The organism is Pseudomonas sp. GM25, from assembly GCF_000282255.1.
GTDB lineage: Bacteria > Pseudomonadota > Gammaproteobacteria > Pseudomonadales > Pseudomonadaceae > Aquipseudomonas > Aquipseudomonas aphyarum.
On the sequence record NZ_AKJQ01000038.1, the window covers coordinates 213,982 to 240,280 of the forward strand.

The window sequence follows — 26,299 nt, forward strand, 5'->3', positions numbered from 1 at the left end:
CACGCTTTGGAGTTTTGATCGGTGAGCAGAAAGGTTCAGTTAATAACCGCACGAGCAACGTTCTTCTTTTTCTTCAACTTCATGACCAGGCCGACCGGTCCGCTCTCATACCAACGCTGCCCGGTGGCCAGATCGCTGCTGCGTTCACCCATGGCCTGGGTCAGGCGATCGAGGAACACCGCCAGCAACACCAGCCCCGCTCCGCCGACACTGGCCAGGCCCATGTCGAGGCGACCGATGCCGCTGAGCACCATCAGCCCCAGCCCGCCGACCGAAATCATCGAGGCGACCACCACCATCGACAGCGACAGCATCAAGGTCTGGTTCAAGCCGGCCATCATGGTTGGCGCGGCCAGCGGCAATTGAACCTTCATCAGCATCTGCATCGGTGTGCAGCCAAAGGCCCGCGCCGCCTCGACCTTGTCCGCCGGCACCTGACGGATGCCGAGGTTGGTCAGCCGCACCAGCGGCGCGACGGAGAAGATGATCGTGACGATCACACCGGGCACGTTGCCGATACCGAACAGCATCACCACCGGCACCAGGTACACGAACGCCGGCAGGGTTTGCATGGCGTCGAGCACCGGGCGGATGACCATTTCCGTGCGGTCGCTGCGGGCGCAGAGAATGCCCAGCGGAATCCCGATCACCGCGCAGAACAACAGCGAGGTCAGCACCAGTGCCAGGGTGACCATGGCGTCGTTCCACACGCCGATCAGCCCGAGCCCGGTCAGGGTCGCCACGCTGAAGATCGCGATGCGTTTGCCGCCGATCTGCCAACTGATCAGCCCGGCGATGATGATGAACACCGTCGGCGGAAGGGAAAGCAGCCCCCACTGGACGCCGTCGAGCACCTGATCGACCGGCCAGCGAATCGAGCGGAAGACATCCCGAAAGTTATGCACCAGGTATTTAAGGGCGGTTTCAACCCACGACCCCAGCGGAATATTCAAACTCTGGAAGGGATCCAGAAAGTTAAAGTCGGACATGACGCTACCTCGCACTTGCTTACTGCGTGATCATTCTTGTTTAACAGAAGCTCAGCTATTACCCAGGCAACTTAAAAGATGCCCCTGCGAGATCGAACCTTTATAAAGTCCAACTTCATCGACCACCGGCATCGGTGTTGAAGAAGCGGCGACAATATGAAAGATCTCGCGCAAGGAAGCGTCAGCCTTTATCGGAGTTTGGCGACCCGGTTCATAAACAATGTCCGAATCGGTTTGGGCGATATCGCCGGCGCGCAATATCCGGCTGGTGTCGAAACCGTTGAAAAAGTCCCGGACATATTTGTTCACCGGGTTGCACAGCAGCTCACGGGGCGTGCCGATCTGCACCACGCGCCCGCCTTCCATGATCGCGATGCGGTGACCGATGCGAACGGCTTCTTCAATGTCGTGGGAGATGAAAATGATGGTGCGATCCTGCTCGGCCTGAAGCTTGATCAGTTCGCCCTGCATTTCGCTGCGAATCATCGGATCAAGCGCGGAGAACGCTTCGTCCATCAGCAGGATGGCCGGGTCGTTGGCCAGCGCCCGGGCCAGGCCGACCCGCTGTTGCATGCCGCCAGAGAGCTGATGAGGAAAGCACATTTCCTGCCCGGAAAGCCCGACTTGCTCAAGGGCGCCCATGGCCCGGCAGTAGCGTTCCTTTTCGCTGACGCCGCTGATTTCCAGGCCGAAGCTGACGTTGTCGATGACGCTCATGTGTGGCATCAGGGCAAACGACTGGAAGACCATGCCCATGTCTTTGCGGCGCACCTGCAACAGGTCCTTGTCGCCCAGGCCGGTGATTTCCCGGCCATTGAGAAAGATGCTGCCGGAGGTCGGTTCGATCAGGCGATTGAACAGTCGGACCATGGTCGATTTGCCGGAACCGGACAAACCCATGATGACAAAGATCTCGCCGCGCTTGACCGAGAAGTTGGCATCGAACACACCGATGGCCTGGCCGGTCTTTTTGAAAACTTCCGCTTTCGATGCGCCTTCTTCGATCAACTTCATAGCCAGTGCTGGCTGAGTGCCGAAGACTTTATAAACATTCTTTACGCAAATTATTTCGTCGGAGCGAGTCATACCTTGCCTCCATCGCGTAGTGCATATTCGGGTTCAAACAATATGCAATCGAGCGAAACTGGTTTTAAGCGGCAGCGGTAATAGTTATATGTCGTCACGACGGGTTTCCTTTTATTATTTTTGGGACCCCAGGAACGAGGGACGTTTCAAATTTATTAGCATCCCCCTGCTTAATCCAACGACATTTACAGGGACATGTTGATAACGTCGGGTTATGGATCGTGCGAGCGTCGATGTGACGGGCCAGACATCGCCCATCCGCGACCGGGACTATCCTTGCAGCGACGCTGGCGTATCCCTGCCCGCAGGCTTCCGCTACCCTCGTCGCGCTTCGCCCGCAAGCCGCAATATCAGGAGGCTGTACGAATGACCAAGCATGTCGACCCAGACACCATCTTGCTGAAGATGCCGTCCTTGAGGGCCGTAAAGGCATTTGTCGCGGCCGCGAAGTACCAGAGTTTCACCCGTGCCGCCGAAGCATTGTGCGTTTCGCAAGCCGCGATCAGCCGGCAGATCCGCGAGCTGGAAAGCTACCTGGGCGCCCAGTTGTTCACCCGCGTCGGGCGGGCCGTCGAACTCACGTCGGCGGGCGCGCTGTTCTTCGATGCCGCGCAGCTGTCGTTCGTGAACATCGCCCAGGCTGCCGAGCGCATTCGCAGCAGCCAGTCCGGCAAGAAAGTGCTGACCATCTGCTGTTCCCCGGCGTTCTCTGCATTGTGGCTGTCGAATCATCTGCCCGAGTTTTTCGCCCAGAGTGAAGGCATCGAGCTGAACCTGATCACCACCCAGAACTTCCTGACCATGGAACCCGGTGTCCAGCCCGACGTGTTCATCACCAAGATTTCGCGTGTCCGCGAAGGCTACCGCAGCTACCCGCTGTGCCATGACCTGATCTACCCGGTGTGCACGCCGCAGTATCTGGAGAAGCATCCGGAAATCTCGACCATCGAGGGTGTGCGCGATTCGGCCCTGCTCAACCTCAGCCCCTACGGGCGCTCGCAGGTGGCCGAGCATGTCGACTGGGGCGTGTGGCTGGCATTTCAGGCCATCGATATCGATGATCGTCCGGCAACCAGTCCGCAGATTTTCAATGCCAATGACTACAACCTGCTGATCAGCATGGTGCTCACCCATCAAGGCATCGCGCTGGGCTGGAATCATCTGGTGGCACCGCTGGTGCAACAGGGATTGCTGGTGCGCCCGATTGAACAGGAAGTCCAGCTGCGCAACAGTTGGCACTACCTGGCCTGCCGGGAAAATGCGGACAACGAAGACGCATTGCGCCGGTTTCGCGAATGGATCCTGTCGAAGTTTCCCCGCCGCTAGCCATCGATTTGGTTATCAATTGCCCGACGAAAATGTCGTTGGAGCCACACAACCTTCCTGACTCATTGTGGAGCGGCGCCGGCCGGGATCTGGCCGGTTCCCCTCACAGGAAGGAATTGTTGAATGTCACTCTACGAATTCTGCCGCGACTTTGACTTCATCCAGGCCCCGGCCAAGACCCGGGAGATTTTGCAAAACAGCCTGCTGGATATCGTCGGCGTCATGGCCGGTGCTGCGTCCAATGACACCAGTGTGGCGCTGCGCCGTTTTGCTGTTTCGCACTATCCCACCGGCGAATACGGCAGTCGTCTGCTATTCGACGGTCAGCGTGTAAGCCTGTTGGGCGCGGGTTGGGCTGGCGGCTTTTCTGCCGACAGCCTCGATGCCCACGAAGGGCACTTCCGATCCAAGGGGCACGCCGGCGCGACCGTGGTGCCGGCCCTGCTCGCCCTCGCCGATGCGCTGCATCACCAAGGCAAGGAAGTCAGCGGACATGAGCTGTTGAGCGCGTTGTGCATCGGTTATGAAACCGGACTGCGTGCCGGAACCGCCCTGATGGCGACCTCCCCGACCTACCATGCTTCCGGCGGTTTTTCGGCGATTGGCGTGGTCTGCGCCGGCGCCCGGCTGCTGGGTTTTGACGAACCGACCTTTCGCCATGCGCTCGGCATCGCCGAATACTTCAGCGCCCGTTGCCCGATGATGCGCCTGATCGCGTTTCCGACCATGTTGCGCGACGCCCACGGCAGCGGCGCCTTTGTCGGTTTGAATGCGCTGCTGATGGCAAAGGAAGGCGTAACCGGCGCGCCAGCGGAAACCGTCGAGGACGCCTCGGTCGCCGAGCACTGGCTCGACCTCGGTCAGCGCTGGGAAATCGACAGCCAGTATTTCAAACCCTGGCCGGTGTGCCGCTGGGCGCAACCGGCGCTGACCGCGATGCTGCAACTGCAACAGGATCATCCTGCGCTCAACGCTGAGGTGATCGAGACCATCCGCGTCGAGACCTTCTACGAATCGATGTGCCTGCAAGGTCACACCCCGGCGGATGCCGATCAGGCGCAATACGCCCTGGCCTTTCCGCTGGCGGCGCTGATCGTCAGGGGCAAACTCGGACCGGACGAAGTCACCGGCGAATCGATCCACGCGGCCGACATCCGAGCCTTGAGCGCACGCATCGAGATCGTCGAAGCCGCCGATATTTCCGCGCGATTCCCCAATGAAATCCTTTCGCGCGTCACCGTCACCCTGAAAAACGGCAACGTGCTCGTCAGCCCGATCACCGCCGCACGCGGCGATCCCGAAACGGCCCTGAGCCGCGAAGAACTGGAGCAGAAATTCGACCTGTTCGCCTCAAGCCTCGGCAGCGAACGCAGCCTCGCGGTGAAACAGGCGATTCGCAATCTGGACCAGTCTGCGTCGGCCATCGCCACGCTTGAGCCGATCTTCGAACGCCCTCACCCATAACCGCAACGCATCGATTGCCCGCAGGAAATGTCGTTTGTGACGGCTTTCCCGGCACAGATAGGCTGGACCTGTTCCGGCCCTACGCGCATGACGAGGAAAACAATGAACAATAAAGACACCGTGTTTGACCTGATCGCCCAGCGCAAACCCTGGCACTCGCTGCCGGGCGTCCTCTACAAGGATGAAAACGTCTATCGCCAGGATCTCGAGCAGATCTGGCACAAGGACTGGATTTTCGCCGGGCACACCTTCGAAATTTCCAAACCCGGCCAGTACTTCACCCTGCAGATCGGTGATTACCCGGTCGCCGTGGTGCGCGGCAAGGATGGCGAGGTCCGGGCATTTCACAACGCCTGCCGCCATCGCGGCGCGAAGATCTGCGAACACGAGCACGGCAAGGTCGCGAAGATGGTCTGCCCCTATCACAAGTGGACCTACGAGCTGGACGGCAACCTGCTGTACGCCGGCAACATGGGCCAGGATTTCGACAAGGCCCAGTACAACCTGAAGTCCGTGCATTGCGAGATCGTGCACAGCTACATCTATGTCTGCGTCGCCACCAAGGCGCCGGACTTCGAAGGCTTTCGCAAGGCCGTCAGCCCGTTCATCGCCCCGCATTATCTGGACAACTGCAAAGTGGCGTTTGAGTCGACCATCATCGAGCAAGGCAACTGGAAGCTGGTGTTCGAGAACAACCGCGAGTGCTACCACTGCGACGGCTCCCACCCGGAACTGCTGAAATCCTTCGTCGACAACCTGTCGGTGGGCGGCCTCAGCGGCGAAGACGACCCACAGTTGTCGGCCTACTGGAACACCTGCGAGCAGGCCGGTTTGCCGAGCCGTCTGGTGATGGACATCAATGGTCAGTACCGCATGACCCGCATTCCGCTGTCGTCCGGGGCCGTCAGCTACACCATGGACGGCAAGCCGGCAGTGAACGGGCGTCTGGACAAAACCGCCGAGCCGGACATCGGCGCCCTGCTCTATTTCCACTACCCGTCCACCTGGAACCACTTCCTCGGCGACCATGCGCTGAGCTTCCGGGTGTTGCCGATCAGCGCCACGCAAACCATGGTCACCACCAAATGGCTGGTGCCCGACACGGCAGTGGAAGGCGTGGACTACGACCTCGAACGCCTGACCAAAGTCTGGATCGCCACCAACGATCAGGACCGCACGCTGGTCGAAGGCACCCAGCGTGGCGTGACGTCCCCGTCCTATGAACCGGGGCCGTACTCGGAAACGGCGGAAACCGGCGTCTGCCAGTTCGATGACTGGTATTGCGCCACGATGATGGACCGGCTCAAGGGGCCGATTCCGTTGAAGTCCGTGGGCTGACAGCCTTCGTTGCAACGTCGGCTCCTGCAACGCAAGAGCCGACGCTTTCTGAACCATAACCCCATCGATAAGGATGTCAGCCTCCATGTCTGCCTCTACGCCCGCCTTGGCGATCAACGCCAATGACGGCGAACGCCTTTCCACCCGCATCACGTTTTTGATCACCGGTATCGTCATGTCGGCCTGGGCGCCGCTTGTGCCGTTGGTGAAAGCGCGCACCGGTCTGGACGATGGCGGCCTGGGATTGCTGCTGTTGGGCTTCGGCATCGGCTCAATCGTAGCGATGCCTTTTGCCGGGTATCTGACGGCGCGCTTCGGCTGTCGCCCTGTGATCATCTGTTCGACGATTGCCTTGTGCGCTGTGCTGCCAATCCTGAGTCATCTGGCCTGGCTGCCCGGGCTTGCACTCGCCGTTCTGCTGTTCGGCGCGAGCATGGGCATGCTCGATTGCGCCATCAACATTCAGTCGATCATCGTTGAAAAGAACAGCGGCGAAACGCTGCAATCCGGATTCCATGGGCTCTACAGCGTGGGCGGTATTGCCGGTGCAGTGGCGATGACCGCGATGCTCAGCCTGGGCCTGGCGCCATTGCTCTGTGTTCTGTGCCTGGTCGCCATCATTCTCGCGGCGCTTTACAAAGCTGCGCCGAGCCTGCTGCCCTATGGCACCGAAAGAGATGGGCCTTTGTTCGCGGTTCCACGGGGAATCGTGCTGCTGTTGGGCAGCCTGTGCTTCATCGTTTTTCTGACTGAAGGCGCAATGCTGGACTGGAGCGCGGTGTTTCTCGCGTCCCATCGGGGCATGGAGCCCAGCTACGGCGGATTGGGATACGCGTGTTTTGCAACGACCATGACCATCGGACGCCTGACCGGTGACGCAATTGTCCGGCGCTTGGGCGGCGTGCGAGTGCTGGCACTCGGCGGTGTTTGCGCGGCAGCGGGCATGGCGATTTCGTTGGGATTCGACAGCTGGCAGGCATCCTTGCTCGGCTATGCGTTGGTCGGGGCAGGATGCTCGAACATTGTCCCGGTGTTGTTCACCGCCGCCGGTCGCCAGCAACACATGCCGCAGCGGGCAGCCATTCCGGCCATCATTTCCATGGGTTATGCAGGCATTCTGATGGGGCCGGCCTTCATTGGCATGGTTGCTCACCTCAGCACCCTGACCGTCGCCTTGAGTGGCTTGGTGTTTCTGTTGCTGTTCGTCAGCTACGCCGCTCGTTTACTGAAGGTTCAATGACCTGCGCCGGAGTCGCCTTCCGTTGCCGGGTCGCGTACCAGCAAAGCAGCGATCCGGCGGTCACCAGCACCGCGCCCTGCCAGAACTGCATCTGCAAACTGACGCCCAGCCACAACGCGGCGAACGCAGAGGACAGCACCGGCGCGCCGTAGGACGCGGTCGCCAGCAAAGTCAGATTGCCGCGCAGGATGCCGATATTCCACAGCGCATAACCGCCGGCCATGGCGATGCCGGTGGCAATCAGTTCGAGGGAGTTGCCCAGCGTGAATGCGGAAATCCGTTCACTGCTGACGCCCCACTTCACCCACAGCACAATGGCCGTCAGCACGAAAAACAGCACCACCAGACTCTGCCCGTTGGCATAGCGGCGCGTGACGTTGCAGTACAGCGCAAACGTGATCGCACAGGCCAGCGCCAGGCTGTAACTCAGCGGGTTGGAATTGACGTTGGCGATGATCCCCGGCAGCGACAGGCCCTGACCGCTGACCACCCAGAGGATGCCGAACAGCGCGAGCGCACTGCCGGGGACGATGAACCAGCGGGTTTTCTGCCCGTTCATGAAGATCGCCAGCACCACGGTCAGGCACGGCCACAGGTAATTGACCACGCCCAGTTCGATCGCCTGTTGCCGGTCACTGGCAAACCCCAGCGCCAAAGACAGGCACACCTCATACGCAACGAACAATCCACTGCCGAGCAGGAGATAGAGTGTTGACGTGGAACGAAGACGCGGTCGCCCGAGAAACATCACCAGCAGGATCGCCCCCAGGGTGTAGATCATCGCCGCTCCGCCGAGCGGGCCGAAATGTTCACTGACGCCCCTGATCAACCCGGCGGCGGTGCTCCACAACACAATCGCCAACAGCCCGCACGCCGTGGCGGCACGCTCGCCTCTTATCTGCATCATTGCCTCTGGATCAACATCGCGATTCGACCGCACAGGCTAACGAGGGAAACCGGATCGATACAGCGACTTTTCATTCAGGTAATGAATGCGCTGCCGTTATCGATCCGGCCTGCGTCCCAACGTCGCAGGCCCGGCATCTTGGCAAACGCTGCACAAGGCTTAAAATCGCGCCTCCTCTTGCAGTTGCCCGACCGGCGCCTGCCCGCAGCCATGACAACCCTCAGGTTTGAACAGCCGGCCACTTCCACGAAGCGCGCCAGGCTCAATCGTCCTGCCCGTTCGGCGGTCGTTTGTCTTCAACACACTTCGGCTTGGCACTCGCATGCGCAGAGGCGCACGTTCCGCTGTTCGATCACTTGAGGTTTTTATGACACCGCGTTTGCTGGCCATGGCGCTGGCGCCCCTGCTCGGGCTATTCATTGTTGCCCTGGGCAACGGCTTTCTGTCTTCTTTGACCACCCTGCGCCTGGGCGCGGCCGGCGAATCGGCGACGATGATCGGCATCGTGTCCTCGGCCTATTTCATCGGCCTGACCCTGGGCGCGATCTTCAACGACCGACTGATCCTGCGTATCGGCCACATCCGCGCCTACAGCAGCTTCGCCTCGCTGATCGCCGCGACCATCCTGCTGCAAGGGCTGTTTTATGACACCTGGGGCTGGGTCGTGCTGCGCCTGATCAACGGCTGGGCCACGGTCGGCGTGTTTCTGGTGATCGAGAGCTGGCTGCTGCTGGCCGGTGACGCGAAGATTCGCGGTCGTCTGCTGGCGCTGTACATGATCGTCCTCTACGGCGCCGGCGTGCTGGGTCAGGCATTTTTGGGAAAAATCACCGGGCTGGGCGACACCGCGCCATTTATGGTCGCCGGCATGCTCGCGACCTTGTCGGTGCTGCCGATCGTGATCCTGCCGCGCGTTTCGCCGCTGCTGGAACAGGTCGAACCGCTCAAACCACGGGCCTTGCTCGGCGTGTCGCCCACCGGACTGGTCGGCTGCTTCGGCTCCGGCGTGACCATCGCCGCCATCTACACCCTGCTGCCGCTGTACCTGCAACGCATCGGCCTGAACGTCGGCGAAGTCGGCAGCATGATGGCCTGGACGATCCTCGGCGCGATGCTGCTGCAATATCCGGTCGGGCGTTGGTCCGACCGCAAGGATCGCCTGCAAGTGCTGACAGTGCTCTGCGCCGCGTGCACCTTGCTGTCGCTGGTGATCGTGCTGGTGCCGCTGTCCTCGGCCATGCTCGCTGCGATGCTGTTTCTGCTGGGCGGCGGCGTGTTCGCGCTGTACCCGGTAGCGGTCAGCCACGCTGCCGACCGTGCGCCGGTCGAAACATTGGTGCCGATGATTCAGGGCATGTTGCTGATCAACTCGCTGGGCTCGGCGATGAGCCCGCTGCTGATCTCGCCGGCGATGAACGCTCACGGCGAAACCGGCCTGTTCTGGGCCTTCGCGCTGGTCAACCTGGCCATGGTGACGTTCTTCTTCTGGCGTCGTGGCAAGCGTCCGGTGCCGGCCAATCCGGCGCCGTTTGCGGCGGCAGCGACGTTCTCGCCAACTGGTGCCGAGCTGCGGGTGACCGAGGATCTGCGTCAGGCAGCGCAGGAACATCCGCCGATGGTCGACGCGTTGAGTGGCGAAGCGGCGCCGCAAACAGGATCGCGCTACGAAGCCAGTTGAGTTTCTGGCAGGCATAAAAAAACCGGTGACTTTCGTCACCGGTTTTTTATTGCCTGCTAATCAGTGTGGAGCCCGAGGAATGGTCTTCATCAAGTCTTCAGGGCTGATATGCCCCACCACACTGCCCGGCTGCGGCAGATTCAGGATGTGGCCCTTCATCTTGCCGATCACGTGCATCTCGCACGGTTTGCAGTCGAACTTCAGGGTCAGCACTTCGTCGCCGTGAATCAGCTGCATCGGCGCGACTTTGGTTTTCACGCCGGTCACGCCTTTGGCCTGTTTCGGGCACAGGTTGAAGGAGAACCGCAGGCAGTGCTTGGTGATCATCACCGGCACTTCGCCCGCCTCTTCGTGGGCCTCGTACGCCGCGTCGATCAGCTTCACACCGTGGCGGTGGTAGAAGTCGCGAGCCTTCTGGTTGTAGACGTTGGCCAGGAACGACAGGTGCGCTTCCGGGTACACCGGCGGTGGCGTGGTCTCGGCCTTGCGCGAACCGCGCGGGTGGGCGGCAACACGAGCGGCGGTCAGCGCTTCGATCACTTCACGGCGCAACGACTTGAGCTGCGAGTTCGGGATGAAGAACGCTTGCGGCGCATCGAGTTTGATCGAGGTCGCGTGGTACTCGGTGGTGCCGAGCTGACCGAGCAGATCGTGCAAGGTGTCCAGCGCCTGTTCCGGTTTGTTGGCGACGCCGAACGGGCCTTCCAGCGCAACGCTGGCGCTGATGCCCTCTTCGCTGGTCACGGTCAGTTCCAGACGCTCTTCACGCAGCTTCGCCAGCCAGCTCACGCCGATACGACGCTCGGCGGAGGTCTTGAGCAAGGCCTGCTGCCAGTTGTGGTCGAGGTTGCGGTTCAGCGGATGGTTCGGGCGCAGCTTGTACAGGCCTTCCGGCATTTCGTTCGGCTCGACGCGGTAGCGGTAGCGCTTCTCGCCTTCTTCCTCGAACTCGCCCTTGGCTTCGGCGATGTTGGCGCGGAACCCCACCACTTCGCGCTTGACCAGCACGTTGAGGCCGTCGCCGTTCGACAGCGGCTCGTGGGTGATGACCTGCATGTCACGCTTGCCGACTTTCTCGACCGTGCCCACCGCCAGACCGGTGAAGGTCGGCGAATCGAACGCGCCGATGTCGATCTTGCGCTCGCTGACGAAGTAGTCGGTGCTGCCACGGTGGAAGGTCTTTTCCGGGTCCGGCATAAAGAAATGCGCGGTGCGGCCGCTGGAAGCGCGGGCCAGGTCCGGGCGGTCGTTGAGCACGTCGTCGAGGCGCTGACGGTAATAGGCGGTGATGTTCTTTACATAGCCCATGTCCTTGTAGCGACCTTCGATCTTGAACGAACGCACACCGGCCTCGACCAGCGCGCGGATGTTGGCGCTCTGGTTGTTGTCCTTCATCGACAGCAGGTGTTTTTCGTAGGCGATCACGCCACCCTTTTCGTCTTTCAGGGTGTACGGCAGACGGCAGGCCTGGGAGCAGTCGCCACGGTTGGCACTGCGCCCGGTTTGCGCGTGGGAAATGTTGCACTGACCGGAAAACGCCACGCACAACGCGCCGTGGATGAAGAACTCGATGGCGGCATCGGTTTCATCGGCGATCGCGCGGATTTCCTTGAGGTTCAGTTCACGGGCCAGTACCAGTTGCGAGAAACCGGCCTGATCGAGGAACTTGGCCCGCTCAAGGGTGCGGATGTCGGTCTGGGTGCTGGCGTGCAGCTCGATGGGTGGAATGTCCAGCTCCATCACGCCCAGGTCCTGGACGATCAGCGCATCGACGCCGGCGTCGTACAACTGATGGATCAGCTTGCGCGCCGGCTCCAGTTCGTTGTCGTGCAGGATGGTGTTGATGGTGGTGAAGATGCGCGCGTGATAGCGACGGGCAAATTCCACCAGTTCGGCGATTTCGCTCACCTCGTTGCACGCGTTGTGGCGCGCACCGAAGCTCGGGCCGCCGATGTACACCGCGTCGGCGCCATGCAGGATGGCCTCGCGGGCGATGGCCACGTCACGGGCGGGGCTGAGCAGTTCCAGGTGATGTTTGGGCAAGGACATATATAGTTTTTAGTCAGGCTGTCACGGTCGAGGCGCGCATTGTAGCCGCGAAACGCGTGGGCGGCACGCCTGTGCTGCCGGGTGGCAGCTTTCGTTCGGCCCTGTCCCTGCTGGGGACACCCCGTAACCCTGTGGGAGCGAGCCTGCTCGCGATTGCGGTGAATCAGTCAACATCTTTATCAACTGACAGTCTGCTATCGCGAGCAGGCTCGCTCCCACAGGGAAGTGTCACTGGGCTGAATCAGGCCTTCGCGGCCATCGCAGTCACTTCAACCTTCATCCCTTCAACCGCCAGCGCCGCCACGCCCACCGCCGCACGCACCGGCCAAGGTTTGGCGAAGTAGCGTTTGTACACCTCGTTGAACGCGGCGCGATCAGCCATGTCGGTCAGGTAAATGGTCAGGTGCAGCACGCGGTCCATCGAACTGCCGGCCTTTTCCAGCGCCACTTTCAGCGCCTGCAACGTGCATTCGCTTTGCGCGGTGACGTCGCCCAGTTCCAGGCTGCCGTCGGCGCGGGTCGGAATCTGGGTCGACATCAGGATGCCGTTGAATTCGGTGACGTCCGAAGAGATCGAGTCTGCATCCGGATCCGGGGTGTAGGTGATGTCTTGGTTGGCCATGGGAAAGTCCTTCGCTGGCAGTGAGGACGGCGCCATCGCGCGCCGTTTCGGGCGGCCAGTTTACAGACACGCTCGCCGGTTGGAAGACCAGACATCGAGTGTCAGCCGTGCGCCAGTATCCGCCGCAGCTCCAGCGCATTGCCGATTGCCACGCCGCTGGCGGTATTGTCGAAGATGCACCACGTTTCGACGCCATCGACAGCCGCCTCCCGCAAATCGCCGGCGAGCCTTTCCAGATACGCCGAGTCATAGGGGCTGTAATAAATGCGCGGCGAACCGTGCAGCCGCCAATAACGCACGCTGGGCCAGCCGCGCGGAGCCGCATCGGTGCTGATTCGCGAGGGATCGACCACCGTTTGCGCAATGCGATACGCCATCAACAACAGTTCGGCGGCGGCCCAGGAATCGTGGCGCAGCTCAAGAAACACAGCCCCGGAATAGCGCTGGCGCAACGCGACGAAAAAGGCCTCAGCAACCGTTTCGTCGAACGCCAGCGACGGCGGCAACTGCAGCAGCAGGCAACCCAGGCGATCGCCCAGCCCCGCGCACTGTTCAAGAAATGCATCGAGCGCCTGTTCGCAGTCCCGCAGGCGCCGCTCATGGCTGATCGACTTGGGCACTTTCACGCAAAAACGAAATCCGTCCGGCACCGACTCGGCCCATCGGGCGTAGGTTTGGCGTTGGTGCGGACGGTAGAAGGAACTGTTGATTTCAACGCCATTGAATTGTGCGGTATAGCGTTGCAGGTGCGTGCCCTGCTCCGGGAATGACGGCCAGTATTCGCGGGGCAGGCTCCAACCGGCGCAACCGATGAAGATCGTCGGCGCACTCAAAACAGCACCTTGCCCGCTTCGCGCATAAAGATTTCCACGGTTTTCGGGCCGATGCCGTCGAACGCTTGCAAACGCTTTTCGAAGTCCTGGCGGTCGGTGCTCGCCTCGACCATGTTCATTACCCGCCCGGCATACTCTTCATTCAATTTGGTAGCCAGCGCGAGCAGTCGCTCGGCGGTGGTTTCGTCGTAACGCACGTAATGCGCCTGGCCGAGCATCCGCACCAGTTCGCGATGGGTGCAATGGCCCAGTTTGCGCGGGGTGTCGCGCTGGTGTTGATCGACTATCACTCGGTAGGCTTCGGCGGCAATTTCGGCCTGGATTCGTTTGCCCATCAGGAAACTGGCGAGCAGCCATTTGAACAGGGCTGATTCGCTCAACGGGTGGAGGCGGATATGCAATTCTTCGGCGCTGATGGTTTTGGTCATGCAGCTTTTGAGCGAGCGTCGGCGTGATGAGTGCGAGGCTGGCGACGAAAGGTTTGAGGCGTAAAGCGTCAGGCTTCTCCTCGTTGAGCGATGATCGATAAACAGGTTTGCATCGCGCCGTTTAAAGACATGTCGGAATGCGTCCAGATGCCTACAAATCCTTGCGCCAGAGCCTACCGCTACGCCAGAATCCGCCGGCTTGTGCGCCTTGGGGTCGGCCGGTAACTTGGATCGGGTCACTGATTTCCAGTGATCGGGTTTAGCAGCCCGTGGTCAACCTAAGGTCGTACGCGCACTATCAATCAGGTTCCATGCCTGCATTTGATGGCGGCTGTACGCAGGGCGCTTCGGCGCGCCGGCTTCCTTAGGTTCCCCGGTCTGCTAACCTGCGTCCAGCTGCCTCCCTTCTTTTAGCAGAGAAGCGGTTTCAGCATCATTTCGGAACCTGAAAATGATCAAACCGACTCCAAACCCTCCGGTCACCGAACCGGCCAGCATTACCGACCCAACCTCCCCCTACGAATGCCCTGACTCCAAGAGATTCAACGAAGCCGCCAACCGCGCCCTCGACTACCACCTCGGCCCGATCTCAGCCCACATGATGGCCGCGCCCTACTACCCCAACCGCCTCTACCAGGCCAACCCGGCCAGCAACAACGAATCCCTGCTCGCCGACGCCGTCGAGACCCTCGGTTCGGCCAACGTCATGCTCAACAACTTCGTCGACCTCCTCGAAGGCCCCCACCGCAAGACCGCGCAAGGCATCGCGCAAATCGTGATGCTGGCGGAACTGGCGGTGAATCAGGTGCTGGATAACGTCGTGCCGACGGAATAAAACCCTTGGCGGCAGGTCTCTCCTGCCGCCCCTGCATCAGTCGATCAATCCCCGCCACTGGATATCCCCCCAATCCCAATTATGCTCAATGAAACCCCGCCCTCCCGCGCGGGGCGGTGATTCTGTGCACGCTCCACGAAACACCTGATACGGCATCCGCCACAGGCCTCGGGTACGCGACGTTGATGAAGTGCTCCGGCCTACAAAAACAAGCACGACGGAGAACACCCATGGCAGTACTCGACAGCATGTCCACCGGCAGCGCGCCGCCCACCAACCACAGCATCAGCCGCGAGGAGCGCAAGGTGATTTTTGCGTCGTCCCTCGGCACGGTGTTCGAGTGGTACGACTTTTACCTGTACGGCTCACTCGCCGCGATCATCGCCAAGCACTTCTTTGCCGGGGTGAACGAGACCACGGCGTTCATCTTCGCCCTGCTCGCCTTCGCCGCAGGCTTTGCGGTGCGGCCGTTCGGGGCGATTGTGTTCGGGCGGTTGGGCGACATGATCGGGCGCAAGCACACGTTTCTGATCACGATTGTGATCATGGGTGTGTCGACGGCGATTGTGGGGTTCCTGCCCGGTTACGCGACCATCGGGGTCGCCGCGCCGATCATTCTGATTACCCTGCGGCTGCTGCAAGGTCTGGCGCTGGGTGGTGAGTACGGCGGGGCTGCAACCTATGTGGCTGAGCATGCGCCGAAGGGCAAACGCGGGTTCTTCACCTCGTGGATTCAGACCACCGCGACGCTGGGGCTGTTTCTGTCGCTGCTGGTGATTCTAGCCTGCCGCACGGCGCTGGGCACCGAGGCGTTCGAGGCCTGGGGCTGGCGGATTCCGTTCCTGCTGTCGATCCTGCTGCTGGCGGTGTCGGTGTACATCCGCCTGCAACTGAGCGAGTCGCCGGTGTTCATGAAAATGAAGGCCGAAGGCAAGGCGTCGAAAGCACCGCTGACCGAATCCTTCGCCCGTTGGGACAACCTGAAAATCGTGATCATGGCCCTGCTCGGCGGTACCGCAGGCCAGGCAGTGGTCTGGTACACCGGGCAGTTCTACGCGCTGTTTTTCCTGCTGCAAACCCTGAAGATCGACCCGCAGACCGCCAACCTGCTGATCGCCGGTTCACTGCTGATCGGTACGCCGTTCTTCGTGATCTTCGGCAGCCTGTCCGACCGCATCGGGCGCAAGGGCATCATCATGGCCGGTTGTATTCTGGCGGCGGTGACCTACTTCCCGATCTTCCATGCGCTGACGCAGTACGGTAACCCCGACGTGTTCGTCGCCCAGGAGAAGAACCCGGTCAAGGTGATCGCCAACCCCGACCAGTGCTCGTTCCAGTTCGATCCGGTGGGCAAGGCCAAATTCACCAGTTCCTGTGATCTGGCGAAGACCATCCTGGCCAAACGGGCGATCCCGTACGAAAACGTGGTGGCGGAACCGGGCACCGTGGCCCAGGTGCGCATCGGCGACAAGGTCATCGAAAGTTTTGAAGGCACGCCCCTGCCGGCCGCTGACTTCAAGACCCGCAACGACGCCTTCACCGCCAGCCTCACAACCGCACTGAAAGAAGCCGGTTACCCGGAAAAAGCCGACCCGGCCAAGACCAATTACCCGATGGTCTTGCTGCTGCTGACCATCCTCGTCATCTACGTGACCATGGTCTACGGCCCGATTGCCGCATGGCTGGTCGAGCTGTTCCCGGCGCGCATCCGCTACACCTCGATGTCGCTGCCGTACCACATCGGTAACGGCTGGTTCGGCGGGTTCCTGCCGACCGTGGCGTTCGCGATGGTCGCGGCCACCGGGGATATCTATTACGGCTTGTGGTACCCGATCGTGATTGCGGTGATGACGGCGATTCTCGGCATTTTCTTCATGCCTGAAACCAAGGATCGCGACATCCATCACACCTGAGGATTGAGCGTCGCCTGCTTCTGCAAGGAAGCGGGCGGCGCATGCCTCACCTCGTTTCTGAAAGCTCACTGGCAAGCCACGTAATCCGTTTGTGTCATGTCGCTGTCACTCTTGGTTGCTAACGTCCTCGCGCCTCTTTGCCCCGACTGCCAAGGTGACCTTCCCGGTGTACTCCAGCCCGACGCGCCAGACCATCATCCTCAGATCCGCCGATATGTCCTGCGACAACTTCGGTGCTTTGTTCTCCCGCATGTTCGGCAATCGTTATGGCGACACCCCGCCACCGCCCAAGGACATCATCATCGGCGGCGTGTACGGGCGGCACGACGGGGTCAGTTTTCGGCGCATGCATTACCGGGGCGATTTCACCGTGGTGTTCCCCGAGCCCTACGACGAAATCACCTTCGTGATTCCCACCGCCGGCCGGATCATCTTCAACGACTCGACCGAATCCCTGGGCCTGCCGCACATCGGGCTGGCCATCGACAAGGCGGATCTGCGTTCGATGCGCTTCGTCGACAATCATGCCCAGCACGGCATGTCGATCAGCCGTGCGGCGCTCACCGAACGGCTTTCGTCACTGCTGGGCCGACCGATCGTGCACAAGCTGCATTTCGAGCCGAGGGTGGATCTGAACAGCCCGGCGTTTCAGGGCATTCGTGCGCTGATCGATCTGGCCACCGGCACTGAATTCGATCTGTTGCTGAACGCCGGTTCGCTGATGCCGTCGCGCCTGCGGGAGATGCTGGTGGACGCGGTGCTGGAAGCATGGCCGCACAACTTCAGCGAAGCCTTGCGCCGCCCCGAGGCGCAGATCGCACCACGGCATGTGAAACAGGCCATCGAATACATTCAGGCGCATCCCGAGCAGATGGTCAGCGGGACGGATCTGGCGGGTTTGGTGAACGTCAGTCTGCGGGCCTTGCAGGAAGGTTTCCGGCGGTTCGTCGGCACCTCGATTGTCGCGTATCAACGCCAAGTACGCCTGGAGCGTGCCTGTGATGCATTGAAGCAAGGCCCATCGTCATCCGTGACCGACGTGGCCCTGCAATTCGGGTTCAGCAACGTCGGCCGGTTCTGCCAGTACTTTCAGGATGCCTACGGCGTGAGCCCTGCAGAAATGCGAAAAGGACTGCGCTGAGGCAGTCCTTTTTCTTCACCTGCAGTTTTGTCAGAACTGATAACTGGCCTTGAGCCCGCCGCTGAAACCCTGGCTGTCACCCCCGCCACTGGCACCGACTTCGGCGCCCAGGCTAAGCGCACCGAGGTTGGCCATCAGGTTGACGCCGCCGCTGAACTGATCGCGGTTATCGAACGCCGCGCGCTGTTCGATATCCAGCCCCAGCAGGTGCCCTTCGCTGTCGACCTGGTGATCGCCGAGCACACGCTCATAACCGACCCGCACGCCCGGCACCAGTTGCCACGCGCCCATCGGCATCGGGGCGAACGAGACGTCGAGATTGGCCACCGCGCTGCGCCGGGTTTCCTGAATGTCATCGACATTGAGAGCCAATTCGCTGCCCTTCTCCTGGAAGCCGGACAGGTCCAGGCGGCTGACGCGCACGCCGAGGCTCGGTTCCAGAATCACAGTGTTCAGCGGCATGCGATAACCCAGCGCCAGCGTCGCGCCACTGAGATTGCCGTGAGTGTCGCCTTTCGCCGAACCGAGGCCGCCGCCAAGGTCGCGTTTGCTGTCGTAGTCGACGTAACCGGCGCTGACGTTGGCATCGACAAACAGGCCACGTTCCAGGCTGGTGAAACCATAACGGGCGCCAAGCTCGAGGAAGGTGAAATCGGTGTCGGCCTCTCCGCCTGCGCCACCCACCGAACCTTTGCTGTAACCGATGCCGCCACGAGCGCTGAGCTGTTCGGAGAAACGCTGCGTGACGCCAACCATCAGGCCCTGACTGTGTTCGTTGCTGCTTTGCGCATGGGCCGAACCGTCGGTGCCGAGGTAACCGGCGAGCGCGGTGCTCCACAACCGGTACTGGCCGACCTTGAGGTCGGTGCCGCTGGCGAACGGCGCGGCGGCCTGCTCGATCATCGCGTTCTGACGCAGCAGATAACTCGCCGCATCCGCGTGAACCTGTCCGCCGACCGTGGACTCGACGCCACTAAGGGTTCCGGCGTCGATGGCCGATTGCAGGTAGTAGTTGTAGGCGCTGTATGTGCCCGACAGCTTGCTGTTCTGCAATTCCTGCAACAGCTGCGCACCGGCGGCGGCGTTGCCGATCAGCCCTGCCTGACCGGGCAGGCTGTTGTACTCGACCATCTTGCCGCGCAGCACATAAATGGTTTCCTGGGACAGACCCAGCCCCTGCTTGAGGTAGTTGTCCATGCTGCCGTATTGCGCGGTCACCTGATCCAGACCCGCTTGCAGGTAACTGGCCTCGACGCCCAGCAGCGGCGCGTAGATCGCCGCCATGCTCGGCGGCATCATCGCCAGGGTCTTGGCTACGCGGTCGGCGGTGTAGTCGTTGGTCGCCAGGTAGTTGCTCATGATCGTCGCGTTGTCGACCCCGGCGATGCTTTGCAGCACAGCGGCGGTCCAGCCCGTGCGGTCCTTGCCGGCGGTGCAATGGAACAGCGCGGCGCCGTCGACACCGGCCAGTTCGTTGAACAGCACGCCAAGCTGCCCGCGCATGCCGGCGTCGCTGACGAACGCGCGGTTGGTCTCTTGCATCATCGCCGTCGCATCGGCCGCGCTTTTGAACGAGACCGTGGTGATGTTCGCGCCCGACGTGGTGGCGCCGATGATGTCGATGTTCTGATAGGTTGCCCCGCTGATCATCGTGTCCGGCGTGGCGGCGATTTCGCTGGGGGTGCGCAGGTCGTAAACGGCCTTGATCCCCAGACCGTTGAGGGTCGCCAGATCCGACGCTGTTGGCGTCAGCGCGTTGGAGCGGTAGAACACGCCGGCGCGCATGGTGCCGTCGTGGGTCGTGGAGTAAGCGGTGGTGATACCGGCGACATCGCGAAAGTTGTCGATGCCCTTCAGGCGCGGGGTATCAAGGTCGGCCGCGTGGGCGGCGGCGATGGACAGACTCAACACGGACAGCGAACACAGAAGACGTGGAAACACGATGCAGCCTCATTGGAAACCGGTTGGGCTGCCCACTATCTACAATGGAATGTGACTGAATATGGCAAATCTTCGAAAAGCGTAAATGGCGGCGCGATCTGTCCGGCGCGCGCGCGTTCTGTCCGTGGTTGCCGACTAAATCCATTCCGTGCTTTGACGTTTTTTTTGCAAGCACCCACGTAAACTGCAGTCTTCGACCCCTCTGGAACCCGTCAATGAACGACGCAGATGATGAAATCCTGACGCAAGCGGCGCACTGGTGCATGCGCCTGCAAGACGAAACCTGCACGCCCGACGAACGCCAGGCGTTCCAGCAGTGGATTCAGATCGACCCGCGCCACGCCTTCGAATACGCGAAGATGCTTGAGGTCTGGGAATTGAGCGATCAACTGCCGGACGAGCGCGACAAGTCGAAAAAACGCAAAGCCACGACGCTGCCCTGCAGCTTCGAAGAGTTTCAACGCAACCTGGCGCAGCGCACCTAGTGCGCCGCGATACGCTGGGGTTGTTGATCTGACGGCTCGCCCAGACCCGCACCGCCTGAGCGAACAATCGCATTGATCGAGCTGCGTCCTTTATTCAGGGTTAGAATCCGCCCGGTTCGGCTAACAGTTTAAGGATGATCCCGGCATGTCCCACGACACCTCCCTGCAAGACACCGCCGCCCCCGAGGGCGTCTGCTTTGGCTGCGGCAGCAGCAACCCGCACGGTTTGCACATCAAGAGTTTCTGGCACGAAGACGGCGTGCACGTCATGGCCGAGCATGTGCCAGAAGCCAAATACTGCGGCTGGCCGGAGCTGGTCTACGGCGGTTTGATCGCGATGCTGGTGGACTGCCATTCCAACTGGTCCGCAATGGCGTATCACTACCGGGCCGAGCAGCGCGACCCCGAAAGCCTGCCGCGCATCAATTGCGTCACCGGCAACCTCGGCATCAAGTTCATCAAACCGACGCCAATGGGCGTGCCGCTGACGCTGAAGGCCCGAGTCGAGGGTGAGGTCGGGCGCAAGACCCGGGTGATCTGCGAGGTGTACGCCGGCGATGTGCTGACGGCGGTGGGTGATTCCGTATTTGTGCGAGTGGATACAGTGCAGCTGGCTGCGACCGCGCACGGTCGCTGAAATCCGTCACTGAAGGAAAACACGATGTCCGATCGCAAAATCATCATCCCCGACTCCATGAAAACCATCGTCGAACGCGCCGGATACGCCCCGGCGGTTCTGGTCGGCGACACGCTTTATTGCGCCGGTCAGGTGGGCCGGACGGCTGACTTGAAGGTCATCGAAGACCCCGAGCAACAATTCATCCGCGCCTGGGAAAACCTCGCCGAAGTGCTGAAGGCCGGTGGTTGCAGCTTCGACGATGTGGTGGAGATGACCACCTATCACGTCGACATGAGCCAGCACATGCCGGTGTTTCGCGAAGTGAAAAACCGCGTATTCCCCAAAGGCTTCTGCGCCTGGACCTGCATCGGCGTCAGCGAACTGGCCCATCCGGGGTTGCTGGTGGAAATCAAATGCGTGGCGGTGCGCAGGCGCGCTATACCTGAGTAACGCCATTCCCCCCTCATCGAGGTGTTGAACGATGGACTTGACCCTCTATTACCACCCGCTGTCGTCCTACTGCCACAAAGCTTTGATCGCCCTCTACGAACACGGCGTCGCCTTCGAGAAACGCCTGATCGACCTGTCCAGCGAAGCCGAGCGGGCCGAGCTTCAGGCGCTGTGGCCGCTGGTCAAATTCCCGGTGTTGCGCGATCACGCCCGCCAGCGCACGGTGCCGGAATCGAGCGTGATCATCGAGTATCTGGATCATCAACCGGGGCAGTCAAAGCGACTGATTCCCGAAGACTGGGAGACCGCGCTGGACGTGCGTCTGTGGGATCGGTTCTTCGACCATTACGTGATGACGCCGATGCAGCAGATCGTCGCCGACCGCATCCAGTCCGCCAATGGCGACCTGAGCAGTCAGCGGGCGCTGCTGGCCACGGCGTACGGCATGCTCGAGCAGCAACTGGCGGACCGCGAATGGATCGCCAGCGCGGATTTCAGCCTGGCCGATTGCTCCGCCGCACCGGCCCTGTTCTACGCCAGCACGCTGGTGCCGTTTGCCGCAGAACAACCGCGTTTGAGCGCCTACTTCGAACGGCTGGTGCAGCGCCCGTCGTTCAGTCGGGTCATCGAAGAAGCCAAACCGTGGTTCGACTTCTATCCCTTTGCCGAAGCCCTGCCCCAACGTTTCCGCTGAGGCGCAGCCTTACGCCGGCTGGTGACTGGTCACGCAGTGAATCCCGCCACCACCGGCCGCGATGGCGTCGATGTTGATCTGCACCACGTCGCGGTTCGGGTAGAGCTTTTTCAGCAGGTCGAAGGCCTTCTTGTCGGCGTCCTTGTCGCCGAATTCCGGGGCGATCACCGCGCCGTTGATCACGAAATAGTTGATGTAACCGGCGGCAAAATCGTCGTTGTCCCTGTTGAACTTGGTCTTGCGCGGTTTCAGCGGTGGCGACACGGTGTGGATCTGCAGCGGGCGACCGTCGGCGTCGGTGGCCTTTTTCAGGATTTCCAGGTGCGCCAGGGTGACCTTGTTGTCGTAGGAGCGCGGGTCGGTGTCGAGGTTGGCGATCACCACGCCGGGCGTGACGAAGCGCGCATAGAAATCGACGTGGGCATCGGTGATGTCCTTGCCCTTGATGCCCGGCAGCCAGATGATCTTGCGCAGACCGAGGCGTGCTTTCAGTTCCGCCTCGACGTCAGCCTTGCTCCAGCCGGGGTTGCGGTTTTCGTTGACCCAGCAGCTTTCGGTCATGATCGCGGTGCCGTGGCCATCGACTTCGATGCCGCCGCCCTCGCCCACCAGTTCGCTGCGCTGGTAGGTCGCCTGCGCATCGGCCGCCACGCGCTTGGCGATCTTCGCGTCTTTCGAGTGCTGCTGCTTGTTGCCCCAGCCGCTGAAGTTGAAGTCCACCGCGCCCAGGCCGTTTTTGTCATCGATGACGAAGTTGGCGCTGATGTCACGCATCCAGATGTCGTCGAGGTTGGCGATCTGGTAGGTGATGTTGGAGGTGCCGCAAATCTCTTCGGCCAGGCTGCGTTCGCCGCTGCGGCAATAGATGGTCAGCGGTTCGTAGCGGGCGATGGCGCGGGCGATCCGGCCCAGCGCTTCCTGGACGTCTTCGGTGAAGTCTTCCCAGATCGCGTCCTGCGCGCCGAAGGCCATGTAGGCGCGTTCGTGCTTGTCGCCCTCGTCGGGCATGAACCAGCGACCTTCGCTGGCCGCCAGCACGCGCGCCGGTGACAGGCCGAGGCCCATGACGGCAGCGCCTACGCCGGCGGCGACTGAAACCTGTTTGATGAACTCGCGACGAGTCGGCATTTGTACGTTCCTGTGGTGTAAGGGGCCACCGAGGCGGCCCGGAAAAATCACTTTGCAGTGGCGGTCTTGAATTTGGTCCAGGTGCGCATGCGGGCGCGCATGTCTGCCTGGGGAATATCCTTGCCCGGTATCAAACGAGCATAGGTCGCTTCGTCGAGGTAGATGTCCGGGTTGTTGCGCATCGCCTCATCCACGTTTGGCCGGGCCTTGGCGTTGGAGGTCGGGTAACCGGTGAAATTGCTGATCGCAGCCATGTTCTCCGGGCGCATCACGAAGTTGATGAATTCGTAGGCGTATTCCGGGTGTTTGGCATCCACCGGAATGGCCATGGTGTCCATCCACACCGTGGTGCCTTCGCGCGGCACGCGGTACTGGAAGCGGGTCTGCTTGCCGGCGCTGTCCGAGGTGCGCTGGGCCTGGGTCATGTCGCCGCTGTAGCCGAGGGACAGGCACAGGTTGCCGTTGACCAGATCGGTCACCGGTTGCGACTGGAACTTGCGGATATACGGCCGCAGTTTCATCAGCAGATCACTGGCCGCTGCCAGATCCGCAGGCTTGGCGCTGCGCGGGTCGCGGCCCAGATAGTTGAGCACCACGGCCAGCACTTCGTCCGGCGAGTCGATCATCGAAATCCCGCAATCGGCGAATTTGGCCGCCAGCTCCGGTTTGAACAGCATGTCGAGGCTGTTGACCGGCGCGTCGGCCATACGCTGCTTGATCTGCTCGGCGTTATAGGTCAGGCCGATGGTGCCCCAGGTGTACGGCACCGTGGCCTTGTTCGAATGCTCGTAATGGCTGCGCAGCTTTTGCAGGCCGGGCTCGATGTCGTTCATTGCCGTGATCTTCGACGGATCCAGCGGCAACAGGCTGCCGGCGCGCATCAGGCGTTCGGCCACGGTGTCGCCGGGGAAGATCAGGTCGTAGCCGCTGCCGCCGGAAAGCATCTTGGCTTCCAGGGTTTCGCTGCCATCCATCACGTCGTAGATCACCTTGATCCCGGTTTCGGCGGTGAATTTGCTCAACGTGTCTTCAGCGAAATAATCCGCCCAGTTGTACAGCCGCAGGGTCTTGTCTTCGGCGTGTACGGCGGGCATCAAACCGGCCAGCGCCAGGCCCAGAGCGCCCAGCAACCACTTGTGTGAAGTAGGCATATCAGACTCCTTGAGGATTCCAGCGGGCGTTAAGGTGACGGCCGTCCTGGCTCAACAATGCGCCATACATTTCCGGGCGACGGTCGCGGTAGATGCCCCAGCTCAGGCGATCTTCACGCATGGCTGCCAGATCCAGGCTTTGCACCAACACGCCGGTGCTGGCGCGGTCGGCTTCGGCGAGCATTTTTCCCTTGTGGTTGCAGATGAACGACGAGCCGTAGAAATTCATTTGCAGCGCCGCATCGGTGCCGGCCACTTCGCGGCCAAGCCGGTTGGACGCAATCACCGGCAGTAGATTGGCAGCCGCATGGCCGCGCATGGTCATCTGCCAGTGGTCGCGCGAATCCAGATCCGCGCAGCCCGGTTCCGAGCCGATAGCCGTCGGGAACAACAGCACTTCAGCGCCCATCAAGGCCAGGCAACGCGCGGTTTCCGGAAACCACTGATCCCAGCAGATGCCGACGCCGAGGCGACCGAACGCGGTGTCCCAGACTTTGAAACCGGTGTCGCCGGGGCTGAAATACTCCTTCTCCTGATAGCCGATAGCGTTGGGGATGTGGGTCTTGCGGTACACGCCCAACAGGCGCCCGTCGGCATCGGCCACGCTCAGGGAGTTGAAGTAGGCGTTGCCGGCCTTCTCGTACCAGCTCAACGGCAGCACCACGCCGAGCTCCCGGGCCAGCGCGGCGAAGCGCGACAGCACCTGACTGTCGCGGTACTCCTCGGCCAGCCCCATGTGATGGTGGCTCTGTTCGATGCAGAAATACGGCGTGGCGAACAGCTCCTGCAACAGGATCACTTGCGCGCCCTGCGAGGCCGCTTCACGCACCAACTGCTCGGCGCGGTCGAGGTTGCTTTTCAGGTCCCAGGTGCACGGCATCTGGGTGGTGGCGACTTTCAATATCGTCATCGATCAACCCTCCACCGGCCAGGCGGGCTGTTGCTGGGTGATGCAGTGCACACCGCCGCCACCGTGGGCCAGGTGATTGATCTGCACCGGCACCACTTCGCGGCCCGGGAACGCCTTGGCCAGGGTTTCTGCCGCCACATGGTCGGCCTCGATGCCGTACGCCGGCATGATGATCGCGCCGTTGGCGATGTAGAAATTGGTGTACGAGGCGCAGAACACTTCGGCTTCGGTGTCCACCGCATCGGTGGCTTCGTACAGCTCGATCAGCTCGAACTTGCGGCCCTGAGCGTCGGTGGCCAGTTCCAGTGCGCGGCGGTTTTCCCGCACGACTTCGGCATACACCGAACTGCGATCGTGAGTGGCATCCACCAGCAACACGCCAGGGCGAGCGAAGGCGCAGACGCCATCGACGTGGCCGTCGGTCATGTCGCCGGTGACATAATCCGGATCGCCCGGCAGCCAAATGGTTTTCTTCACGCCGAGCAGGCGGCTGAAGATTTCTTCCATCTCGGCCTTGCTCACGCCGGGGTTGCGGTTGGGGTTGAGCAGCACCGATTCGGTGGTGATCAACGTGCCCTCGCCGTCCACGTGGATCGCGCCGCCCTCGTTGCTCAGCGCGGTGCCGAAGCACTCGCCGCCCAAATGATTGAGCACGCGGCGGGCCAGGCTTTCGTCCAGATCATGGGCGGACTTGCCGCCCCACGCGTTGAAGCGCCAGCTCACGCCAGCCAGGCCTTGCTCCGGATGCACGACGAAGCTTGGGCCCGAGTCGCGGCACCAGCTGTCGTTGACGGCCAGTGGAATCAGTTCGATGTTCGGCCCGCACAAGGCTTTGGCACGGGCGATAGCCGACGGATCGACGACCATTTTCACTGGCTCGAACCGGGCGATCGCATTGGCGACGCGGGCGAAATCTTCCTGCACCAACGGCAACGTGACGCCCCAGCCCGACTCCCACAGGGCCTGATTGTGTGGCCAGACCATCCAGGTCGCCGCGTGCGTCACCCACTCTGCCGGCATCATCCAACTGCTGTTGTTGTTTTTGTTCTGCTGCATGGTAAAAAGCCCTTTG

The 26,299-nt window shown here is 61.5% G+C and carries 24 protein-coding genes; 12 read left to right on the forward strand and 12 right to left on the reverse strand.

The window, feature by feature from the left end:
* Window positions 1–35: 35 nt before the first annotated feature.
* Together proW and PMI24_RS15245 are read right to left on the reverse strand one after the other, a co-directional pair.
* The gene (proW, locus tag PMI24_RS15240; RefSeq protein WP_007955402.1) at window positions 36–989 is read right to left on the reverse strand and encodes a glycine betaine/L-proline ABC transporter permease ProW; all 954 of its coding nucleotides are present in this window, start codon (window positions 987–989) and stop codon (window positions 36–38) included.
* Between the two features lie 51 nt (window positions 990–1,040).
* Window positions 1,041–2,075, reverse strand: coding sequence for a quaternary amine ABC transporter ATP-binding protein (locus PMI24_RS15245; protein ID WP_007955404.1), 1,035 nt, complete (start codon window positions 2,073–2,075; stop codon window positions 1,041–1,043).
* 366 nt (window positions 2,076–2,441) lie between these two features.
* On the opposite strand from PMI24_RS15245, the gene PMI24_RS15250 reads away from it, so the two are divergent.
* From PMI24_RS15250 to PMI24_RS15265, 4 genes are all read left to right on the forward strand, one after another.
* Entirely contained in the window at window positions 2,442–3,401 is a 960-nt protein-coding gene (locus tag PMI24_RS15250; protein WP_007955405.1) for a LysR family transcriptional regulator, read from the forward strand.
* Between the two features lie 123 nt (window positions 3,402–3,524).
* Window positions 3,525–4,865: an MmgE/PrpD family protein gene (locus PMI24_RS15255; protein WP_007955406.1), complete on the forward strand. Its 1,341-nt coding sequence runs from the start codon at window positions 3,525–3,527 to the stop codon at window positions 4,863–4,865.
* Window positions 4,866–4,967: 102 nt separating this feature from the next.
* Window positions 4,968–6,203 carry an aromatic ring-hydroxylating oxygenase subunit alpha gene (locus tag PMI24_RS15260; RefSeq protein ID WP_007955407.1) on the forward strand — a complete coding sequence of 412 codons (1,236 nt, stop codon included), beginning with the start codon at window positions 4,968–4,970 and terminating at the stop codon, window positions 6,201–6,203.
* 85 nt (window positions 6,204–6,288) lie between these two features.
* Window positions 6,289–7,443, forward strand: coding sequence for an MFS transporter (locus PMI24_RS15265; RefSeq protein WP_007955408.1), 1,155 nt, complete (start codon window positions 6,289–6,291; stop codon window positions 7,441–7,443).
* Here PMI24_RS15265 and yddG read toward each other — a convergent pair.
* Window positions 7,409–8,347: an aromatic amino acid DMT transporter YddG gene (yddG, locus tag PMI24_RS15270; protein WP_007955409.1), complete on the reverse strand. Its 939-nt coding sequence runs from the start codon at window positions 8,345–8,347 to the stop codon at window positions 7,409–7,411. The two genes, PMI24_RS15265 and yddG, sit on opposite strands and share 35 nt — an antisense overlap.
* Window positions 8,348–8,717: 370 nt before the next feature.
* On the opposite strand from yddG, the gene PMI24_RS15275 reads away from it, so the two are divergent.
* Window positions 8,718–10,028 carry an MFS transporter gene (locus PMI24_RS15275; RefSeq protein WP_007955411.1) on the forward strand — a complete coding sequence of 437 codons (1,311 nt, stop codon included), beginning with the start codon at window positions 8,718–8,720 and terminating at the stop codon, window positions 10,026–10,028.
* A gap of 60 nt (window positions 10,029–10,088) precedes the next feature.
* Here PMI24_RS15275 and PMI24_RS15280 read toward each other — a convergent pair whose 3' ends face one another.
* The 4 genes from PMI24_RS15280 to PMI24_RS15295 all read right to left on the reverse strand — a co-directional run bounded on the left by PMI24_RS15280 (window position 10,089) and on the right by PMI24_RS15295 (window position 13,960).
* Entirely contained in the window at window positions 10,089–12,077 is a 1,989-nt protein-coding gene (locus PMI24_RS15280) for a peptidase U32 family protein (protein ID WP_007955412.1), read from the reverse strand.
* A gap of 241 nt (window positions 12,078–12,318) precedes the next feature.
* Window positions 12,319–12,699 carry a RidA family protein gene (locus PMI24_RS15285; protein WP_007955413.1) on the reverse strand — a complete coding sequence of 127 codons (381 nt, stop codon included), beginning with the start codon at window positions 12,697–12,699 and terminating at the stop codon, window positions 12,319–12,321.
* Window positions 12,700–12,800: 101 nt separating this feature from the next.
* Complete coding sequence (locus PMI24_RS15290) at window positions 12,801–13,532, reverse strand: DUF72 domain-containing protein (RefSeq protein WP_007955414.1); 732 nt, start codon at window positions 13,530–13,532, stop codon at window positions 12,801–12,803.
* Window positions 13,529–13,960, reverse strand: coding sequence for a hypothetical protein (locus PMI24_RS15295; protein ID WP_007955415.1), 432 nt, complete (start codon window positions 13,958–13,960; stop codon window positions 13,529–13,531). Before PMI24_RS15295 ends, PMI24_RS15290 begins: the two co-directional genes overlap by 4 nt.
* 451 nt (window positions 13,961–14,411) lie before the next feature.
* Here PMI24_RS15295 and PMI24_RS15300 point away from each other — a divergent pair, with 451 nt between their 5' ends.
* From PMI24_RS15300 to PMI24_RS15310, 3 genes are all read left to right on the forward strand, one after another.
* Window positions 14,412–14,795: a DUF6124 family protein gene (locus tag PMI24_RS15300; RefSeq protein WP_007955416.1), complete on the forward strand. Its 384-nt coding sequence runs from the start codon at window positions 14,412–14,414 to the stop codon at window positions 14,793–14,795.
* A gap of 230 nt (window positions 14,796–15,025) precedes the next feature.
* Window positions 15,026–16,708 carry an MFS transporter gene (locus PMI24_RS15305; RefSeq protein ID WP_007955417.1) on the forward strand — a complete coding sequence of 561 codons (1,683 nt, stop codon included), beginning with the start codon at window positions 15,026–15,028 and terminating at the stop codon, window positions 16,706–16,708.
* A 166-nt stretch (window positions 16,709–16,874) separates the two neighbouring features.
* On the forward strand, window positions 16,875–17,849 hold the full coding sequence (locus PMI24_RS15310) for an AraC family transcriptional regulator (RefSeq protein ID WP_007955418.1): 975 nt from the start codon (window positions 16,875–16,877) through the stop codon (window positions 17,847–17,849).
* A gap of 30 nt (window positions 17,850–17,879) precedes the next feature.
* Here the strand turns inward: PMI24_RS15310 and PMI24_RS15315 are convergent, their stop codons facing one another.
* Window positions 17,880–19,790, reverse strand: coding sequence for a tyrosine-protein phosphatase (locus tag PMI24_RS15315; RefSeq protein ID WP_007955420.1), 1,911 nt, complete (start codon window positions 19,788–19,790; stop codon window positions 17,880–17,882).
* Between the two features lie 215 nt (window positions 19,791–20,005).
* Here PMI24_RS15315 and PMI24_RS15320 point away from each other — a divergent pair, with 215 nt between their 5' ends.
* From PMI24_RS15320 to PMI24_RS15335, 4 genes are all read left to right on the forward strand, one after another.
* A complete protein-coding gene (locus PMI24_RS15320) occupies window positions 20,006–20,275 on the forward strand; it encodes a FecR/PupR family sigma factor regulator (RefSeq protein WP_007955422.1) in 270 nt (89 codons plus the stop codon).
* Window positions 20,276–20,420: 145 nt separating this feature from the next.
* Window positions 20,421–20,912, forward strand: a complete 492-nt coding sequence (locus tag PMI24_RS15325; protein ID WP_007955424.1) for a PaaI family thioesterase — start codon at window positions 20,421–20,423, stop codon at window positions 20,910–20,912.
* A 24-nt stretch (window positions 20,913–20,936) separates the two neighbouring features.
* Window positions 20,937–21,344 (forward strand): RidA family protein, encoded by a 408-nt coding sequence (locus tag PMI24_RS15330; protein ID WP_007955425.1) that lies wholly within the window; start codon window positions 20,937–20,939, stop codon window positions 21,342–21,344.
* Between the two features lie 31 nt (window positions 21,345–21,375).
* Window positions 21,376–22,038, forward strand: a complete 663-nt coding sequence (locus PMI24_RS15335; RefSeq protein ID WP_007955426.1) for a glutathione S-transferase family protein — start codon at window positions 21,376–21,378, stop codon at window positions 22,036–22,038.
* 9 nt (window positions 22,039–22,047) lie between these two features.
* Here the strand turns inward: PMI24_RS15335 and PMI24_RS15340 are convergent, their stop codons facing one another.
* The 4 genes from PMI24_RS15340 to PMI24_RS15355 are packed head-to-tail and all read right to left on the reverse strand — an operon-like array spanning window position 22,048 to window position 26,283.
* Entirely contained in the window at window positions 22,048–23,166 is a 1,119-nt protein-coding gene (locus PMI24_RS15340; RefSeq protein WP_007955427.1) for an agmatine deiminase family protein, read from the reverse strand.
* Window positions 23,167–23,213: 47 nt separating this feature from the next.
* Window positions 23,214–24,317: an extracellular solute-binding protein gene (locus PMI24_RS15345; protein WP_007955429.1), complete on the reverse strand. Its 1,104-nt coding sequence runs from the start codon at window positions 24,315–24,317 to the stop codon at window positions 23,214–23,216.
* A gap of 1 nt (window position 24,318) precedes the next feature.
* Window positions 24,319–25,227, reverse strand: coding sequence for an N-carbamoylputrescine amidase (aguB, locus tag PMI24_RS15350; RefSeq protein ID WP_007955431.1), 909 nt, complete (start codon window positions 25,225–25,227; stop codon window positions 24,319–24,321).
* A 3-nt stretch (window positions 25,228–25,230) separates the two neighbouring features.
* The gene (locus PMI24_RS15355) at window positions 25,231–26,283 is read right to left on the reverse strand and encodes an agmatine deiminase family protein (protein WP_007955432.1); all 1,053 of its coding nucleotides are present in this window, start codon (window positions 26,281–26,283) and stop codon (window positions 25,231–25,233) included.
* Window positions 26,284–26,299 lie beyond the last annotated feature (16 nt).